We start from the raw sequence: 16,226 nt of genomic DNA, 5'->3' as shown, positions 1-16,226 counted from the left end.
ATACATAAAGCTATGAACTGATGGTCCAAGCAATAGGCTAAGGCTTTCCCGACAAAGTGAAGGAGAGAGTGAAGACATGTTTAATTTGAACGAAATTAAAGAATTGATTGAATTGGTAGACAAAACGTCCATTCAGGAAGTGGAAATTGAAAACGAAGGCGCACGCCTTTGCATTCGCAAGCCGGGAAAAAGCGAAATCGTCCAAGTGCAGCCGCAGCTGGCAGCTGCCGCTCCGCAAAACGTTCCGGCGGCCTTGGCGGTCGCTCCGGCCGTGAACGAACCTGCCGCGCAGCCCGCGAAGCCGGCCGAAATTGCGGCTAACCTGCATACCATCGCTTCGCCGATGGTGGGAACCTTTTATCGTTCATCCTCCCCGGATGCTCAGCCTTACGTCAACATCGGGGACAAGGTTGGCGAGAAGACCACGGTCTGCATTATCGAAGCGATGAAGCTGATGAACGAGCTGGAGGCCGAGGTCAAGGGCGAAATTATCGATATTCTTGTGGAAAACGGCCAATTGGTAGAGTATGGACAACCTCTCTTTTTGGTGAAGCCGGAGTAAGTCGGGGGCCAGCCGCCCCTGATTTTTAGTGAGAGGGCAAGGAGGATGGATGACATGAAATTTCATAAAATATTGATCGCGAACCGCGGCGAAATCGCGGTGAGAATCATTCGGGCATGCCGCGAGCTGGGAATATCCACGGTCGCGGTTTATTCTGAAGCCGATAAGGATTCGCTGCACGTACGGCTTGCCGACGAAGCTTACTGCATCGGCCCGACGCTGTCCAAGGACAGCTACCTGAACCTGACCAATCTGATGAGCGTGGCGACGCTCACCGAATGCGACGCCGTGCATCCGGGCTATGGCTTTTTGGCTGAAAATGCCGATTTCGCGGAGATTTGCGGGTCCTGCAACATCACGTTTATCGGCCCGTCTCCGGAAGCGATCACCCGCATGGGGGATAAAGCGGTGGCCAAACAAACGATGAAGGATGCGAACGTTCCGGTTATCCCCGGTTCCGACGGCCTGATCGAGGATTTGGACGAAGCGGTCATGATCGCCCGGGATATCGGCTATCCGGTGATCATCAAAGCGACCGCCGGCGGCGGCGGCAAAGGCATCCGCATCGCCGAGGACGAAGAATCGCTGATCAAGCAAATCACCACGGCCCAGCAGGAAGCCCAAAAGGCTTTCGGCAACGCCGGGGTGTACCTTGAAAAATATTTGACCGGCATGAAGCACGTGGAGATCCAGATCATGGCCGACAAACACGGGAACGCCGTTTACCTCGGCGAACGCGACTGCTCGGTGCAGCGCCGCCGGCAAAAGCTGGTGGAGGAAGCGCCGTGCCCTGTACTGTCTGCGGAAAAACGCCGCGAAATGGGCGAGGCTGCAGTGCGGGCGGCTCTGGCCGTCAATTATTCCGGCGCGGGGACATTGGAGTTTTTGCTGGGCCCTGACGGCCAGTTTTATTTCATGGAAATGAATACGCGGATTCAGGTTGAGCATCCGGTCACGGAGATGGTCACCGGCATCGATCTCATTCGCGAGATGATTTCGGTGGCCGAAGGGAACCCGCTTTCCTTCACGCAGGACGATGTGCAGCTGAACGGCTGGTCGATCGAGTGCCGGATCAACGCCGAGGACCCGTCGCGCAATTTCATGCCTTCGCCGGGCAAAATCGGCTTTTACCTGGCCCCGGGCGGACCCGGCGTTCGCGTGGACAGCGCGGCTTATCCGGGATATATGATCTCCCCGCACTACGATTCGATGATCGCCAAGCTGATCGTGTGGGGGGCGACAAGAGAGGAAGCCATTGCGAAGATGAAGCGGGCATTGTCCGAATTTGCCATTGAAGGCATCCATACCACGATCCCTTTTCACCAGAAGCTGCTGAATCATCCGACCTTCGTCAAAGGCGATTTCGATATTAAATTTTTGGAAGAAAACGAGATTTAAGACGCTTGCCGGAAGTTTGTCATAATGAACCCAAAATGATATAGTATGTATAATAAGTGCGCAGTATCAAGGGTTTGAGCAGCGTCATACTTATTGAGAGGTGGATGAATAGAAAATGAGTACATTGCCTACGGAATTCGAACGCACGGATATCGGGGAAATCCAGATCGCTCCGGAAGTGATCGAAGTGATCGCCGGTTTGGCCACCGTCGAGGTGAAAGGCGTGGCCGGCATGAGCGGCGGTTTCGCCGGCGGCATCGCCGAACTGCTGGGGAGAAAAAATCTTTCCAAGGGCGTTAAAGTCGAAGTCGGACAACGTGAAGCGGCCGTAGACGTATCCGTCATCATCGAGTACGGCAACCGTTTGCCTGAAGTCGCCTCGGAAATTCAACGCAACGTCAAGCGTTCCATCGAAACGATGACCGGCCTGAACGTAGTGGAAGTGAACGTGCATATCCATGACGTCATTTTTAAGGCGGCTGAAAAAGCCGAAGAAGCCGAACCGACTCATCGCGTGAAATAGTGAACTTTAGGTGAAAGCCCCCGACCAATCAGGGTCAGGGGTTTCTTTTAAGGAGGCTGTACCCGTCGTGGCCAAAATTTTAGACAGACTTTTGCTGTTTATTTACAGCTTGAGCATCGGAATTTTATCCGTCATCGCGATCCTCCTGTTGACGGACGCCTTGCCGCCCGATTTCTATGCGGCCCAGGAAAGAAACCTGTACATAGCGGCTTGGGTGGTGGCCGTCGTGTTGTTTTTGCTGAGCATCCGCTTTTTTTACATTTCGGTCAAAAGAGAGCGCGGCTCCCTGCCGTCCATCAATCAACGTACGGAATACGGAGATATTCAAATTTCCGTGGATACGATCGAGAACTTGTCGTACAAAGCGGCTACCCGCGTGCGCGGCATCAAAGAGGTCAAGACGCGAATCCGGATTACGGAAGCGGGCCTGGAAATCGTGGTAAGAGCCCTTGTGGATGGAGAAACCTCGATTCCCGCCCTAACGGAGGAAGTGCAAAAACAGGTTCACGATCATGTGGAGGAAATTACGGGGATTCCCGTATCCTATGTTTCGGTTTACATCGCCAACCTGGTTCATTCGCCTGCCGTCAAAAGCCGGGTTGAATAGGGGTGAGTAGCGGGGTGTTCTGGAAGCAATTGTGGGAGAGTCACAGGGGACGCTTGCTGGGCGTGGCCGCGGCGGTGTTTCTATGCCCGATTTATCTGTTTTTCGGATTTTGGAATATGCTGTTTTGCGCGCTGCTTCTGTTTATCGGGTATACGATCGGCAAAATAAAGGATTTGGATCAAGGCCCGCTATTGCCCTGGGGTCAGATCTGGGAATGGTTGTCTTCGCGCTGGCGTCCTTTCAAATGATTCCTGTGATAAGCTTTCTCCGGAAAAAGACGATGTTGCCATTTTGTGGAGAAAGCTTGTTGCGGGGTTTTTTTGTGCGCAGAGAAGGTTTTGGCGAAAAAGTGATGATCGGCACGTTTTTGGTCCATGCTGAAAAGTAGGATCGTGATTATAAGGAGGAAGCAGATGAAACGGCGATTGGCGAGAGAAATTGCAATTCAAAGTTTGTATCATATGGAAATGAACGAAGTGGAAGCGGAAGAAGCGGTTTCGATGCTGCTTTCCGAAGCCGCGGGGGACAACGAAGGCGAGGTTAAATTGACCGATGCCGAAGGAGACAAGGCGTTTGTCCTTGAGCTAGTCAACGGGACCTGGAGCCGAAAAGACGCGATTGACGGACTGCTGTCCGACTATTTGAAGGGCTGGCAGATCAGCCGGCTGTCGAAAGTCGACCGCCAGGTGCTGCGGCTGGCGGCGTACGAAATGATATTCCGCGACGATGTTCCGGGCAAAGTGGCCGTCAACGAGGCGATCGAACTCGCCAAGCATTTCGGCACCGAGGAATCGGGCAAATTCGTAAACGGCGTGCTCGGCAAAATGATTCAGGACGTGGAACAGCTCAAAAGCAAAATTTAAACCATTATACCGGCAGAGGAGAGGATGACAATGTCAGCACCGATTATTAACGGAAAACAGGTATCGGAGGAGATCCGGGCCAATATTCGCCAAGAAGTGGAAGAGCTTAAGAAACAAAACTTTACTCCCGGACTTGCCGTCGTTCTCGTCGGCGAAGATCCGGCGTCCCAGGTTTATGTGCGCAACAAGGAAAAAGCCTGCCATGACCTGGGCTATTATTCCGAAGTTCACCGTTTGCCGGCATCAACCTCGCAGGAGGAATTGCTGGCGCTGGTGGACAAGCTGAACCGCCAAAACAACATCCACGGGATATTGGTGCAGCTTCCGCTGCCGAAGCATATCGACGAGAAAGCCGTCATCGACGCGATTTCCGTGGAAAAGGACGTCGACGGGTTCCATCCCGTCAATGTCGGCAACCTGGTGATCGGAGATGACAGCCTGCTCCCTTGCACGCCTGCGGGAGTCATCGAATTAATCAAGCGCACGGGCTTAGAAATCGCGGGCAAACATGCGGTAGTGATCGGGCGCAGCAATATCGTCGGCAAACCGGTTTCCCTGCTGCTGCAGCGGGAGAACGCGACGGTCACGATGTGCCATTCGCGCACGGCGAATATGAAGGAGTTGACCAAGCAGGCGGACATTTTGGTCGTGGCGATCGGCCGGGCCAATTTCGTGGACGCTTCCTATGTGAAGCCGGGCGCGGTCGTGATCGACGTCGGCATGAACCGGCTCGATAACGGGAAGCTGGCCGGAGACGTCGATTTCGACAGCGTCAAGGAAGTCTCCGGTCCGATTACCCCGGTACCCGGCGGCGTCGGCCCGATGACGATTACGATGCTGATGCAAAACACGCTGATCGCCGCCAAACGTTTGCAAGGATTGGCGTAAAGGGGCCGGTCTGTCGTGGAGCAGCGGATATTAACGATCAAGGAATTGAACCGCTATATCAAAATGAAGCTGGATTCGGACCGCCTGCTTTCGGAGGTGTGGATTCGCGGGGAGATTTCCAATTTTACGCACCATTCCAGCGGCCATATGTATTTTACGCTGAAGGATGAAAGCAGCCGGGTCAAATGCATTATGTTCGCCTCGTACAACCAGCGTCTGCCGTTCAGGCCGAAGGAAGGGGCGAAAGTGATCGCCCGGGGTAATGTGACGGTGTATGAGCGGGACGGGCAGTACCAATTTTATGCGACCCAGATGCAGCCGGACGGGATCGGCAGTCTGTATCTCGCCTTCGAACAGCTGAAACAGAAGCTGGAGGCGGAAGGGCTGTTCGCGCCGGAGCGGAAGCGGCCGCTGCCGCGCTTTCCGCGCACGATCGGCGTCGTGACGTCGCCGACCGGCGCGGCGGTGCGGGATATCCTGACGACGCTGCAGCGCCGTTATCCGCAGGCGGCCGTGATCCTGTACCCGGTATTGGTGCAGGGCAAAGGCGCGGCGCCGTCCATCGTCAAGGCGATCCGGGCGCTGAACGCCATGGGCGAAGCCGACGTTCTGATCGTCGGCCGCGGCGGCGGCTCGCTCGAGGAGCTGTGGGCGTTTAACGAGGAGCAGGTCGCGCGGGCGATCTATGAATCGGCGGTGCCCGTCATCTCGGCCGTGGGCCACGAGACGGACTTCACCATCGCCGATTTCGCCGCCGACCTGCGCGCCGCCACGCCCACCGCCGCCGCCGAGCTCGCCGTGCCGCACACGGCCGAGCTGCGCGCGCTGCTGCGCCAGCGCGAGCAGGTGCTGCAGCAAGGCTTGCAGCACCGCCTGCAGCAGGCGCGCGATCGGCTGCGCCGGCTGCAGCGCTCGCCGGCGCTTCAGCAGCCGCGGCGCAGCCTGCTCCAGCACGCGGAGCGGCTGGACCGGCTGTCCATGCGGCTGGCGAGCCGCATGGAGACGCGCCTTGCGCTAAGCGGCGCGTCCCACGACCGCCTGCATCAGCGGCTGCTGCGGTACCACCCGCAGGAGGCGCTGCGGTTCGCCAAGCGGCGGCGGCAAGAGGCCGACCGGCTGCTGCGGCAGGCGATGCTCGGCGCGCATAAGGAGAAATCCCGGCTGCTTCAGGCGGGCATCCGCCAGCTTGACGCGCTGAGCCCGCTCAAAGTCATGGGCCGGGGCTACAGCCTCGTCTACGATGAGCGGGGGGAAAAGCTGATCAAAACGTTGGCGGATGTTGAGCCCGGCGATATAGTGAAGGTGAAAATAACGGACGGGGAACTCGATTGTGAGGTAAGGAGCATGATGCGGGAAGGAGCTGGACAAGATGAAGGAACGGGAAGCGCTTGACTTGGGGATGGCGGAGCAACCGGAAAAGAACTTTGAAGAAGCGATGAACGAGCTGGAGAATATCGTTTCGGAGCTGGAGCGCGGCGATGTGCCGCTGGAAAAAGCGATCGATTTGTTCCAGCAGGGCATGCGGCTGTCCCAGCTGTGCAGCCAAAAGCTGGCCCAGGTGGAACGCAAGATCGAAATGATCGTTGAAGAGGATGGAGAAATAGGGAAAAAGCCTTTTCAGCCGCCTTCAGGCGACAGCGAAGATTTCTAAGGAGAGCGGTGAATAGCTTTGCAAAATTCGGCGATTGAACAATATATGGCGGAGGTCTCGGAACTGGTGGCCTCCCGTCTGCAATCCGCGATCCCCGCGGAATGGACCGTGCCGGAGACGCTGGGCAGTTCGATGAAATATTCACTTATGGCAGGGGGCAAGCGGCTGCGGCCGCTGCTCGTCGTGGCTGCGGCGGAGGCGCTGGGAGGAAGCCGGGACGCTGCGCTGCCCGTCGCCTGCGCCGTGGAAATGGTGCATACGTATTCGCTGATCCATGACGATTTGCCGGCCCTGGACAACGACGACTATCGGCGCGGGAAGCTGACCAATCATAAAGTGTTCGGGGAAGCAATGGCGATTTTGGCCGGGGACGGTCTGCTCACTCACGCTTTTTACAGCATTGCGCAGGCGGGACGGGGATACGGGGTGCCTGCGGAGCAGGTGCTCGCGATTGTGGAGGATCTGGCGCGTTATGCCGGCCCTTCCGGCATGGTCGGCGGGCAGGTGGCCGATATGGAAGGGGAGCAGGGCTTAACCGAACTGGAGCAGCTTCAGTATATCCACGAGCATAAAACCGCGGATCTGATCGTTTTTTCCGTCAAGGCCGGCGGAAGAATCGCCGCGGCGGCGGACGAACAGCTGAAAGCGCTTGAGCAATACGGCCGCTGCCTCGGACTTGCTTTTCAGATTCAGGACGATATTCTGGATCTCGTCGGCGACGAGCGCAAGCTCGGCAAAAAAACGCAAAGCGACGTCAAGCAGCAGAAAGTGACCTTTCCTTATTTTCTGGGCCTAGAAGCCTCCCGCGCCGAGGTGGAAAAGCTCACGGCCGCGGCCAAAGCCGCGATCGGAAGCGGAATCGTGCCTCATCCGGAGCGTTTGTTGGATATAGCCGATGTTCTGGTGCGAAGGGACCACTAAGTTTATTTTTTACCGTTAGACGGGGCTTGATCGATTTCGACAACATCGTGACATATGGTATAATGAACGTTATTAACATTCAGAGGGAAATCCATTTTAGGAAAGCGGGGAATGGCTGTGCTGCTTTCACAAATTCATGAGCCTGCCGATCTGAAAAACCTGTCCGTGGACCAATTGGCTTCGCTTGCGGCGGAAATCCGCCGGTTTTTGATCGAAAAGCTGTCGGCGACAGGCGGGCATCTGGCTCCCAATCTGGGCGTGGTGGAATTGACGATCGCCCTGCACTACTGCTACAACAGTCCCGAAGACAAATTTATTTTTGACGTCGGCCATCAGGCCTATGTACATAAAATATTGACGGGACGCATGGACCGGTTTGATACGCTGCGCAAGTACAAGGGCTTATGCGGGTTTGTTAAACGGAGCGAAAGCGAGCATGACGTGTGGGAGGCGGGCCATAGCAGCACTTCGCTCTCGGCGGCCATGGGCATGGCTTTGGCGCGCGATTTGAAAGGCGAATCGCACCGGGTCATCGCCGTCATCGGCGACGGTGCGCTGACCGGGGGCATGGCGTTTGAAGCGCTGAATCACATCGGTCACGAGAAAAAAGATCTCATGGTGATCCTGAACGACAATGAAATGTCGATTGCACCCAATGTGGGAGCAATGCATAACTATTTGACCAAACTCCGTTCCGACCGCAATTACCTGCGGGCCAAAGGCGAAGTGGAGCAACTGCTCAAGAAGATCCCGGCGATCGGCGGCAAGCTGGCCAAAACCGCGGAACGGCTAAAGGACAGCTTGAAATACATGATGGTTTCCGGCGTTTTGTTCGAGGAGCTTGGCTTCAAATATCTCGGCCCGGTGGACGGCCATGATTTGCCGGGCTTAATTGAATCGTTCAAGCAAGCAAACAATGTGAGCGGCCCCGTATTGGTTCACGTGTTGACGACCAAAGGCAAGGGCTATACGCCGGCGGAAATGGATTCGCACAAATGGCACGGCGTCAGCACGCCGTACAAAATCGAATCGGGCCAACTGCTGAAGGCGGTCGGCAATCCGACATATACGGAAGTGTTCGGACAAACGCTGATCGAGCTGGCCGAACAGGATGAGCGCATTGTCGCGGTCACGCCGGCGATGCCCGGCGGCTCGGGGCTGGTGAAATTCGCCGAGCGCTTCCCGGACCGGATGATTGACGTAGGCATTGCCGAGCAGCATGCGGCGACGATGTGCGCGGCGTTGGCGATGGAGGGCATGAAGCCGGTTTTTGCCGTGTACTCCACCTTTATGCAGCGCGCTTACGACCAGATCGTGCACGATATTTGCCGGCATAACGCCAACGTAATGTTTGCCATCGACCGGGCGGGATTTGTCGGGGCGGACGGGGAAACGCACCAGGGGGTTTTCGATATCGCCTTTTTGCGGCATATTCCGAACATGGTGCTGATGATGCCGAAGGATGAGAACGAAATGCGCCATATGATGAAAACCGCGCTGGAATACAACGACGGTCCGATCGGCTACCGTTATCCGCGGATTAACGTTCCCGGCGTGCCTCTGGACGAGGAGCTCGTGCCGATTCCGATCGGCAGTTGGGAAATGGTCCGTGAAGGGGATGGGCCGGTCATCATCGCGGTCGGCCCGATGGTGCAGGTGGCCGAGGAGGCCGCCGACATGATGAAGCGGGAAGGCGTGACGGCCTCCGTCGTCAACGCCCGGTTTTTAAAGCCGCTCGATGAAAGCATGCTGCTGAAGCTGGCTCATGGCAGCAGCGAGCTGATCGTGCTGGAGGAAGCGTCCCAGGCCGGCAGCTTGGGCAGCGCCGTTCTGGAGTTTTACGCCGAGCACGGCATCACCGGGCTGGACATCCGCCTGATGGGAGTGCCGGACCGGTTCATCGAACACGGCAGCATTAAAGAACAGCTGGAGGAAGTCGGTTTGACGGCGGAGGGCGTCGTTATGGAATTGAAAAAATTCCGTTCCGATCAGCCGTATTCCCTCGCCAAGAAGGTTAAGCCGGTTTAAGTAAATGTGAGATAGACGGGAGATTTTATGTCGGTTTCCAAGGAACGCATAGACGTCCTGCTCGTGGAGCAGGGATTTTTCGACAGCAGGGAAAAAGCGAAGGCGGCCATTATGGCCGGGCTCGTGTTCGGCGGGCAGGAGCGGATCGAAAAGGCCGGCACGAAAATACCGCGCGATACGGAGCTTACGGTGAAGGGCGCGATCCATCCTTATGTCAGCCGCGGCGGGCTTAAGCTGGAGAAGGCGCTGAAGCGGTTCGGGATCGATTTGACCGGCCGGACGATGCTGGATATCGGGTCGTCCACCGGCGGGTTTACCGATTGTGCCCTGCAGCACGGGGCCGGCTACGTGTACGCCATCGATGTCGGATACAACCAGCTTGACTGGTCGCTCCGCAACGATGAGCGGGTTAACGTAAAGGAGCGGACGAACTTCCGCTACATGACGCCGGAGGATTTGGACGGGCCGAAGCCGGATTTTGCCAGCATCGACGTCTCGTTCATTTCGCTGAAAATCATTTTGCCCCCGCTCCTTGCTTTATTGGAAAGGCCTGCGGATATCGCGGCGCTGATCAAGCCCCAATTTGAAGCGGGGCGCGAAAAAGTCGGGAAATCCGGGGTCGTGCGGGATCCCAAGGTGCATCTGGAGGTGCTGGAAACGGTGCTTTCCTTTGCCGAGGAGCTGGGGTATTGCGTGCGTGGATTGACCTTTTCACCAATCACCGGCGGGGAAGGAAATATCGAATTTCTGGCCCATCTTCGTCTTGAGACGAACGCCGGCGCAGCCGATCAGGACGGCAGCGGAGAAGCCGGACGGCGACAACGGATACGGGAAACGGCCGAGCGCGTCGTCAGGGAAGCGTCCGAAACCTTTAGCGTTTAGCGGAGGCCCATCTCAATGATGGGTCTTTTTTCTGTTGCAATCTATTGCCAAACGAACGTTTGTTCCCTATAATAAAAGAAAATGAAGCTAGTCCCATATAACGATAAATTGTTGATTGTTCCTGACAGGAGCTTGGGCGTAAGCGTCGAAATAGATTGTTTGAGGTGATTTGGAGTGGGGGCATTCTCTGACGATCTATTGATGGTGCTTATCGCCGCGTTTGCGGTGTATCTGCTTTATCGCGGATTTCGCTCCTGGGTCCGCAAGCCGTTATCCTTAAGAACCAGCATCGGTTTTGCTTTGAACGAGGAAATCTTGGATCATCCGGCGGTCGACCTTCTGGAACAGGCCGGATATACGGTCGTCAGCGACAAGCTGAAGGTGCCGCTCGCCTTTCGGGTGAATCGGGATATTTTGCACAGCCGCTTGTTCATTGACTATATCGCGATCAAAGACGGGGAATTCTATCTGGTAAGGACGGCAAGGGACCGCATCGCGATCGAGTGGACGGGCAGCGGTGTGCGGAAAGAGCTTTTGCCTTACCTGCTCTTATATCCGGAATGCGCCGGCGTTCTTTATGTGGACGCGGAGCAGGGCGACATCCGGGAAATCTCCTTGACGACGGATGAAGACGAAGATGAAGACGAAGCAGCCTTGTAGGGCTTATGGAGGGCATTTATGAAAGGACAACGACATATTAAAATTCGCGAGATCATCGCGGCGAAGGAAATCGAAACCCAGGACGAGCTGGTGGAGGCTTTGCGTGAGGCCGGTTATCAGGTGACGCAGGCGACCGTATCCCGCGATATTAAAGAATTAATGCTGATCAAGGTGCCGACCGATGACGGCAGGTACAAATACTCGATGCCGACCGCGCAGCGTTACAATCCCGTGCAGAAATTGCAGCGGGCCTTGATCGACAGCTTCGTACATATCGATCACACGGGCAATTTGGTCGTGATGAAATGCCTGCCGGGGACGGCGAACTCGGTGGCGGTTCTGATCGACAACATGGAATGGCCCGACCTGCTGGGGACGATTTGCGGGGACGATACGATTTTGCTGATCTGCCGCAGCGAGGAGTACAGTTTATATGTGATTGAGCAGATTATGAGCTATATTTCCGGGTAAATTCCTGAAAATCTCTGATTTAAAGAGGGGAGTGGCCTTCACATGTTGGTTCATTTATCGATTCGCAATTTGGCTGTTGTTGAAGCGGTGGATATTTCGTTTGCTTCCGGTTTTCATGTACTGACGGGCGAAACGGGCGCCGGCAAATCGATTATTATCGATGCGCTTGGCTTGATTGCGGGAGGCCGCGGCTCGGCCGACTTGATCCGTTACGGCTGCGACAAAGCCGAAATGGAGGCATCCTTCGACCTGCCCGAGCATCATCCGGTTTGGACTGCGTTAAGCCGGTTAGGCATCGGCGGCGATCCCGGAGAACTGCTGATCATCCGCCGGGAAATCAGCATGCAGGGCAAAAGCTCGGCCAGAATCAACGGCCAGCTCGTCAATCTGTCGATGCTGCGCGAAGTCGGCGATCAATTGATCAATCTGCACGGACAGCACGAGCATCAGACGCTGCTCCGCCCGGAGCGCCACCTGGAACTGCTGGACGCCTACGGCGCCGGCGCGATCGAGCCGATCAAAACGAAATATCAGCAGACTTATGCCGAATTTGTCCGTATCGATAAAGAATACAGCGATCTTCGCAATACGAGTCAGCAGGCCCTGCAAATGCTGGATCTGTACCGGTTTCAGATCAACGAAATCGCCGCGGCCTCCTTAAAACCGGGCGAAGATGAATTGCTTAACGAGGAAAAGGTCAAGCTATCCCATAGCGAGAAGATGATGGACTCGGTGTCCCGGGCTTATGAACTGCTGTACGGAACGCAAGGGCTCGATGCCGTCGCCAAGGCGATCGCCCGCTTAAGCGAGGTCGCGGGCTACGACAGCAAAGGGATTGCTCCGCTGGTCGAACAGCTGCAGTCCGCTTATTACCAATTGGAGGACGCGGCATACGGTTTGCGGGGATACCGGGAGCGCATCGAATTTAACCCCGAACGGCTCGAGGAAGTGGAGGAACGGCTTGATTTGATTTCCACCCTGCGGCGCAAATACGGAGACGATGTTCAGGGGATTTTGGATTATTACGAAAAAATCCGCAAGGAAGCGGACACGCTTGAAAATAAAGACGAACTGCTGGAGCAGCTGCAAGCCAAACGTTCGGAAATGACGTCCAAGCTGTTGGTGGAGGCTGCCGAATTAAGCGCTGTACGGCAGCAAATCGCTACGGATCTTGCGAAACAAATCGAAAGCGAATTGAAGGATTTGCAAATGGAGCGGACCAGTTTGCAGGTCAAACTAACCTGGAATGAAGACCCGCAAGGCTTGGAGTGGCAAGGCAAAAAGGTAAGGCCCGGCAAGCAGGGAATCGACAGCGCGGAATTCCTCATTTCTCCCAACCCGGGGGAACCGCTTAGACCGCTGAGCAAAATCGCTTCCGGCGGCGAATTGTCCCGGATGATGCTGGCTTTGAAGAGCATTTTTGCCCGCCATGATCAAGTGCCGGTATTGATTTTTGACGAGGTGGATACGGGTGTTAGCGGGCGCGCCGCCCAATCGATCGCCAACAAGTTATCGCGGTTGTCCGGCGCGTGCCAGGTTTTTGCCATCACGCATCTTCCTCAGGTGGCTTGTATGGCGGATCGTCAGTATTTAATCGAAAAAATTGTGGACGACGGCCGGACGATGACCCGCGTAAACCCCTTGGATGCGGCAGGGCGCGTAAACGAGCTTGCCCGCATGCTGGGCGGCGTGGAAATCACGAAAAAGACACGGCACCATGCTCATGAAATGCTGAAGCTGGCACAGGCGCAGAAGGATGGCTTATTAAGTACGGCACAATGATTGACAGTAATAAAAGACCTGCCCCGGGGTATCTTAAGGGTACGCAATTGGCGACCACCTTTTCGTCAAGCGAAAGAAGCTAAGGGAGCGTGACAGCCATTGAACCCGAACCTCAGGAAAAGAATGCTCGGTCTTTTACTTGCTTTCTTCTTTTGTTTCATCGGTACGTCCGCAGCAAAGGGACACGCGCCTGTTCTGCCGGACGAGCTGCGCCTGTTCCAAGGCCAAGGCACGCAAATTTCGTTAGCACTTCCCGTACAGGCCGAAGTCAGCGTCGATCGGCCCGATGTCATCCGCTTAAACGGGCAGCCTAACCCTTCCATGAAAGTGTCTTTGGGACATCCGCTCAAGCTTTCGTCGCTTCGGAGCGGAGAAGCCAAACTCCGCATGAAATTATTCGGTCAAATTCCTCTTAAGACCGTAAAGGTCAACGTAATTCCTGATTTAAAAGTGATTCCCGGCGGTCAAACGATTGGAGTTAAAGTGAAATCAGCGGGAATTTTAGTGGTTGGCCACCATCAGGTGCTCACGGACACGAGCAAGCTGTCTCCCGGCGAGGCGGCGGGAATTGAGGCCGGAGATTTGATCACGCACATCAACGGCATTAAGTTGAAGGATGTTCGAGATGTGGCGGAAATCGCCGAAGCGGCCGGTAAGAGCAAACGACCGATGCAGGTAACCTACAAACGGGACAGCAAGGAATACACGACTTCTTTAACTCCGGCATTTGACAAGCAAGATCGCGCATGGCGGCTGGGGCTGTATATACGCGATTCAGCGGCAGGGGTAGGCACTTTGACGTTTTACGCTCCTGAACAAGGTGTATATGGGGCGTTAGGTCATATTATTACCGATATGAATACCCAAACGCCGATTGTCGTGGGCAGCGGTCAAATTTTGCAATCCAGCGTCACCTCGATTTCCAAAAGCGAAAGCGGGGAGCCAGGTGAAAAACGCGCTCACTTTTTGAAGGAAGGCAAAATGCTTGGTACTATTGAACGCAACACGCATTTTGGAATTTTCGGAAAAATGTCGCAAAATCCGGAGCACAGCGTTTATCAGAAACCGGTGCCCGTAGCGTTTGCCGAGGAAGTCAAAGAAGGTCCCGCTGAAATTTTAACGGTTGTGGAAGGACAGCGGGTCGAGCGTTTTAAAATCGAGATCGTGCATGTTTCCAAACAAAGCGTGCCGGAAACGAAAGGGCTGGTCCTGCGGATCACGGATCCGCGGCTGGTCGAGAAAACCGGCGGGATCGTGCAAGGGATGAGCGGCAGCCCGATTATGCAAAACGGAAAGCTGATCGGCGCCGTGACCCACGTGTTTGTAAACGATCCGAAATCCGGTTACGGTTGCTTTATCGAATGGATGCTGCAGGATGCGGGAATATTGGAACGTCCCCAGAATACTTTCCAAAATCTTAAGGCGAGCTAAAAGCCTTAAGATTTTTTCCTTTTTGTCGACATGCGGCAAGCAGAATGATGTATAGGTTTGTCGAAAACATACGAACAACATCGCTTTGTGTAAATAAATAATTTATTATATCTTAACTCCGCAAAAAAATAAAGAAAAATAATTTTCGACAGAAGGAATTTACTTTTGTGTGTCGAATCCTTATTCTGGGAAGAAGAGAATAACAAAAAACTATCCATTTACTTGAAGGAGGAAGTTGGAAAGTGCAGAAAATCGAAGTGTTGTTGGCGGATGATAACCGGGAATTTACGAATTTGCTTGCGGAATATATTTCGGAGCAGGACGACATGATCGTCTCCGGAATCGCCTATAACGGAGAAGAAGTGCTGGAGATGATCGAAAACGCGGCCAAAGTACCGGATGTTCTGATCTTGGATATCATCATGCCGCACCTGGATGGTTTGGGCGTGTTGGAACGTATCCGTGATTTGAATCTGAATCCGCAGCCTAAAATCATCATGCTGACCGCCTTCGGGCAAGAGAACATTACGCAGCGTGCCGTCCAGCTCGGCGCTTCTTACTACATTTTGAAGCCGTTTGACATGGAGGTGCTCGCCAATCGAATTCGTCAGCTCGTTGGCGTACAGCATATGACGACCGGCGGAGCTCCTGCGGCGGTCTTTACGAAATCGAACGTTGTTCCGCTTGGCAAAGGCAAAAACCTGGATGCGAATATTACTTCGATCATTCATGAAATCGGAGTTCCGGCGCATATTAAGGGTTATCAGTATTTGCGCGAAGCCATTACGATGGTTTACAACAACATCGAAATTTTGGGTGCCATCACGAAAACGCTGTATCCGGCGATCGCGGAGAAATTCAAGACGACGCCATCCCGTGTGGAACGCGCCATCCGGCATGCGATTGAAGTCGCCTGGACGCGGGGCAACATCGATTCCATCAGCCATTTGTTCGGCTACACGATCAATATTTCCAAATCCAAACCAACCAACAGCGAATTTATCGCAATGGTGGCCGACAAGCTGAGAATTGAGCACAAAGTGTCGTGAAAGGGTAAGGAGTAATGGTACGGCAAAGGATTTCGGATTTTGGCAACGGCATCTAGCCAGTTCAATTTTGGCGGCAAATATCCAAAAAAACAAAAATACCGCTTATTTATTGGTTCCTTCGGAAACCGGTAAAGGAGCGGTGTTTTTTAACATTATAGAAGGCTCAAAACCGAGATCAGTGCTTGACAAAATAAATTATGACTGTCTTGGTATCCCTGCATGCTGCTTTGCACGATTATCCCTCTTGTTCAGGGGGGAGAGGGTGGGGGATAATCACGGTCCTTTCATTTTTATTCTCCTGAATTTATCTTCCTCTCTGCTTCCGGATCAAATGGGATAATCGTGCAAAGCGTCCGGACAGCGGATGTTGATCTGCCGACCAACCCAAGCTTTTTTATTTCGAATGGATTGCAAGAAGCATAACGGTGACACTAACAGGGGCGGGGTCAAAGACAATAGATAAAACGAAATTTGTAAATCATCTTGCCGGAACATACTTGTACTAGATCA

17 protein-coding genes are annotated in these 16,226 nt (G+C 54.4%); all 17 read left to right on the top strand.

Annotation, left to right across the window (positions count from 1 at the left end):
• Positions 1–76 precede the first annotated feature (76 nt).
• Positions 77–562: an acetyl-CoA carboxylase biotin carboxyl carrier protein gene (gene accB, locus NYE69_RS23250; protein ID WP_326044833.1), complete on the top strand. Its 486-nt coding sequence runs from the start codon at positions 77–79 to the stop codon at positions 560–562.
• 54 nt (positions 563–616) lie between these two features.
• Positions 617–1,960 carry an acetyl-CoA carboxylase biotin carboxylase subunit gene (gene accC, locus NYE69_RS23245; RefSeq protein ID WP_326044834.1) on the top strand — a complete coding sequence of 448 codons (1,344 nt, stop codon included), beginning with the start codon at positions 617–619 and terminating at the stop codon, positions 1,958–1,960.
• A 115-nt stretch (positions 1,961–2,075) separates the two neighbouring features.
• Positions 2,076–2,483 (top strand): Asp23/Gls24 family envelope stress response protein, encoded by a 408-nt coding sequence (locus NYE69_RS23240; RefSeq protein WP_036621756.1) that lies wholly within the window; start codon positions 2,076–2,078, stop codon positions 2,481–2,483.
• Positions 2,484–2,550: 67 nt separating this feature from the next.
• Positions 2,551–3,090, top strand: coding sequence for an alkaline shock response membrane anchor protein AmaP (gene amaP / locus NYE69_RS23235; RefSeq protein WP_326044835.1), 540 nt, complete (start codon positions 2,551–2,553; stop codon positions 3,088–3,090).
• 2 nt (positions 3,091–3,092) lie between these two features.
• Positions 3,093–3,338 (top strand): DUF2273 domain-containing protein, encoded by a 246-nt coding sequence (locus NYE69_RS23230; RefSeq protein WP_411831174.1) that lies wholly within the window; start codon positions 3,093–3,095, stop codon positions 3,336–3,338.
• A 165-nt stretch (positions 3,339–3,503) separates the two neighbouring features.
• The gene (gene nusB, locus NYE69_RS23225) at positions 3,504–3,953 is read left to right on the top strand and encodes a transcription antitermination factor NusB (protein ID WP_326044836.1); all 450 of its coding nucleotides are present in this window, start codon (positions 3,504–3,506) and stop codon (positions 3,951–3,953) included.
• 30 nt (positions 3,954–3,983) lie between these two features.
• Positions 3,984–4,841: a bifunctional methylenetetrahydrofolate dehydrogenase/methenyltetrahydrofolate cyclohydrolase FolD gene (gene folD / locus NYE69_RS23220; RefSeq protein ID WP_326044837.1), complete on the top strand. Its 858-nt coding sequence runs from the start codon at positions 3,984–3,986 to the stop codon at positions 4,839–4,841.
• 15 nt (positions 4,842–4,856) lie between these two features.
• Complete coding sequence (gene xseA, locus NYE69_RS23215; RefSeq protein WP_340928103.1) at positions 4,857–6,233, top strand: exodeoxyribonuclease VII large subunit; 1,377 nt, start codon at positions 4,857–4,859, stop codon at positions 6,231–6,233.
• Positions 6,234–6,240: 7 nt separating this feature from the next.
• Positions 6,241–6,492: an exodeoxyribonuclease VII small subunit gene (gene xseB, locus NYE69_RS23210; RefSeq protein WP_036627940.1), complete on the top strand. Its 252-nt coding sequence runs from the start codon at positions 6,241–6,243 to the stop codon at positions 6,490–6,492.
• Between the two features lie 45 nt (positions 6,493–6,537).
• Positions 6,538–7,413, top strand: coding sequence for a polyprenyl synthetase family protein (locus NYE69_RS23205; RefSeq protein WP_326045141.1), 876 nt, complete (start codon positions 6,538–6,540; stop codon positions 7,411–7,413).
• A gap of 111 nt (positions 7,414–7,524) precedes the next feature.
• Positions 7,525–9,441, top strand: a complete 1,917-nt coding sequence (gene dxs, locus NYE69_RS23200) for a 1-deoxy-D-xylulose-5-phosphate synthase (RefSeq protein WP_411831191.1) — start codon at positions 7,525–7,527, stop codon at positions 9,439–9,441.
• Positions 9,442–9,468: 27 nt separating this feature from the next.
• Entirely contained in the window at positions 9,469–10,323 is an 855-nt protein-coding gene (locus NYE69_RS23195) for a TlyA family RNA methyltransferase (protein WP_326045142.1), read from the top strand.
• Positions 10,324–10,497: 174 nt separating this feature from the next.
• Positions 10,498–10,983 (top strand): hypothetical protein, encoded by a 486-nt coding sequence (locus tag NYE69_RS23190; RefSeq protein WP_326045143.1) that lies wholly within the window; start codon positions 10,498–10,500, stop codon positions 10,981–10,983.
• A gap of 18 nt (positions 10,984–11,001) precedes the next feature.
• Positions 11,002–11,454 carry a transcriptional regulator AhrC/ArgR gene (ahrC, locus tag NYE69_RS23185; RefSeq protein ID WP_128634244.1) on the top strand — a complete coding sequence of 151 codons (453 nt, stop codon included), beginning with the start codon at positions 11,002–11,004 and terminating at the stop codon, positions 11,452–11,454.
• A gap of 42 nt (positions 11,455–11,496) precedes the next feature.
• Positions 11,497–13,236 carry a DNA repair protein RecN gene (gene recN, locus NYE69_RS23180; RefSeq protein WP_328272107.1) on the top strand — a complete coding sequence of 580 codons (1,740 nt, stop codon included), beginning with the start codon at positions 11,497–11,499 and terminating at the stop codon, positions 13,234–13,236.
• A 99-nt stretch (positions 13,237–13,335) separates the two neighbouring features.
• A complete protein-coding gene (gene spoIVB, locus NYE69_RS23175; RefSeq protein WP_328272106.1) occupies positions 13,336–14,667 on the top strand; it encodes a SpoIVB peptidase in 1,332 nt (443 codons plus the stop codon).
• A gap of 242 nt (positions 14,668–14,909) precedes the next feature.
• The gene (gene spo0A, locus NYE69_RS23170; protein WP_036621785.1) at positions 14,910–15,716 is read left to right on the top strand and encodes a sporulation transcription factor Spo0A; all 807 of its coding nucleotides are present in this window, start codon (positions 14,910–14,912) and stop codon (positions 15,714–15,716) included.
• Positions 15,717–16,226: the final 510 nt, after the last annotated feature.

Origin of the sequence: Paenibacillus sp. FSL R5-0527 (assembly GCF_038008055.1) — a bacterium.
In the GTDB taxonomy this organism is placed as follows: Bacteria; Bacillota; Bacilli; order Paenibacillales; family Paenibacillaceae; genus Fontibacillus; species Fontibacillus macerans.
This window is presented reverse-complemented; position numbering and strand designations above follow the sequence as displayed.

What these genes read in the sequence shown, in the direction of transcription:
- nusB (WP_326044836.1), top strand. Translation starts at nt 3,504, where the DNA reads ATGAAACGGCGATTGGCGAGAGAAATTGCAATTCAAAGTTTGTATCAT.
- dxs (WP_411831191.1), top strand. Translation starts at nt 7,525, where the DNA reads ATGGCTGTGCTGCTTTCACAAATTCATGAGCCTGCCGATCTGAAAAAC.
- xseB (WP_036627940.1), top strand. Translation starts at nt 6,241, where the DNA reads ATGGCGGAGCAACCGGAAAAGAACTTTGAAGAAGCGATGAACGAGCTG.
- recN (WP_328272107.1), top strand. Translation starts at nt 11,497, where the DNA reads ATGTTGGTTCATTTATCGATTCGCAATTTGGCTGTTGTTGAAGCGGTG.
- accB (WP_326044833.1), top strand. Translation starts at nt 77, where the DNA reads ATGTTTAATTTGAACGAAATTAAAGAATTGATTGAATTGGTAGACAAA.
- accC (WP_326044834.1), top strand. Translation starts at nt 617, where the DNA reads ATGAAATTTCATAAAATATTGATCGCGAACCGCGGCGAAATCGCGGTG.
- ahrC (WP_128634244.1), top strand. Translation starts at nt 11,002, where the DNA reads ATGAAAGGACAACGACATATTAAAATTCGCGAGATCATCGCGGCGAAG.
- NYE69_RS23240 (WP_036621756.1), top strand. Translation starts at nt 2,076, where the DNA reads ATGAGTACATTGCCTACGGAATTCGAACGCACGGATATCGGGGAAATC.
- NYE69_RS23205 (WP_326045141.1), top strand. Translation starts at nt 6,538, where the DNA reads ATGGCGGAGGTCTCGGAACTGGTGGCCTCCCGTCTGCAATCCGCGATC.
- NYE69_RS23195 (WP_326045142.1), top strand. Translation starts at nt 9,469, where the DNA reads ATGTCGGTTTCCAAGGAACGCATAGACGTCCTGCTCGTGGAGCAGGGA.
- folD (WP_326044837.1), top strand. Translation starts at nt 3,984, where the DNA reads ATGTCAGCACCGATTATTAACGGAAAACAGGTATCGGAGGAGATCCGG.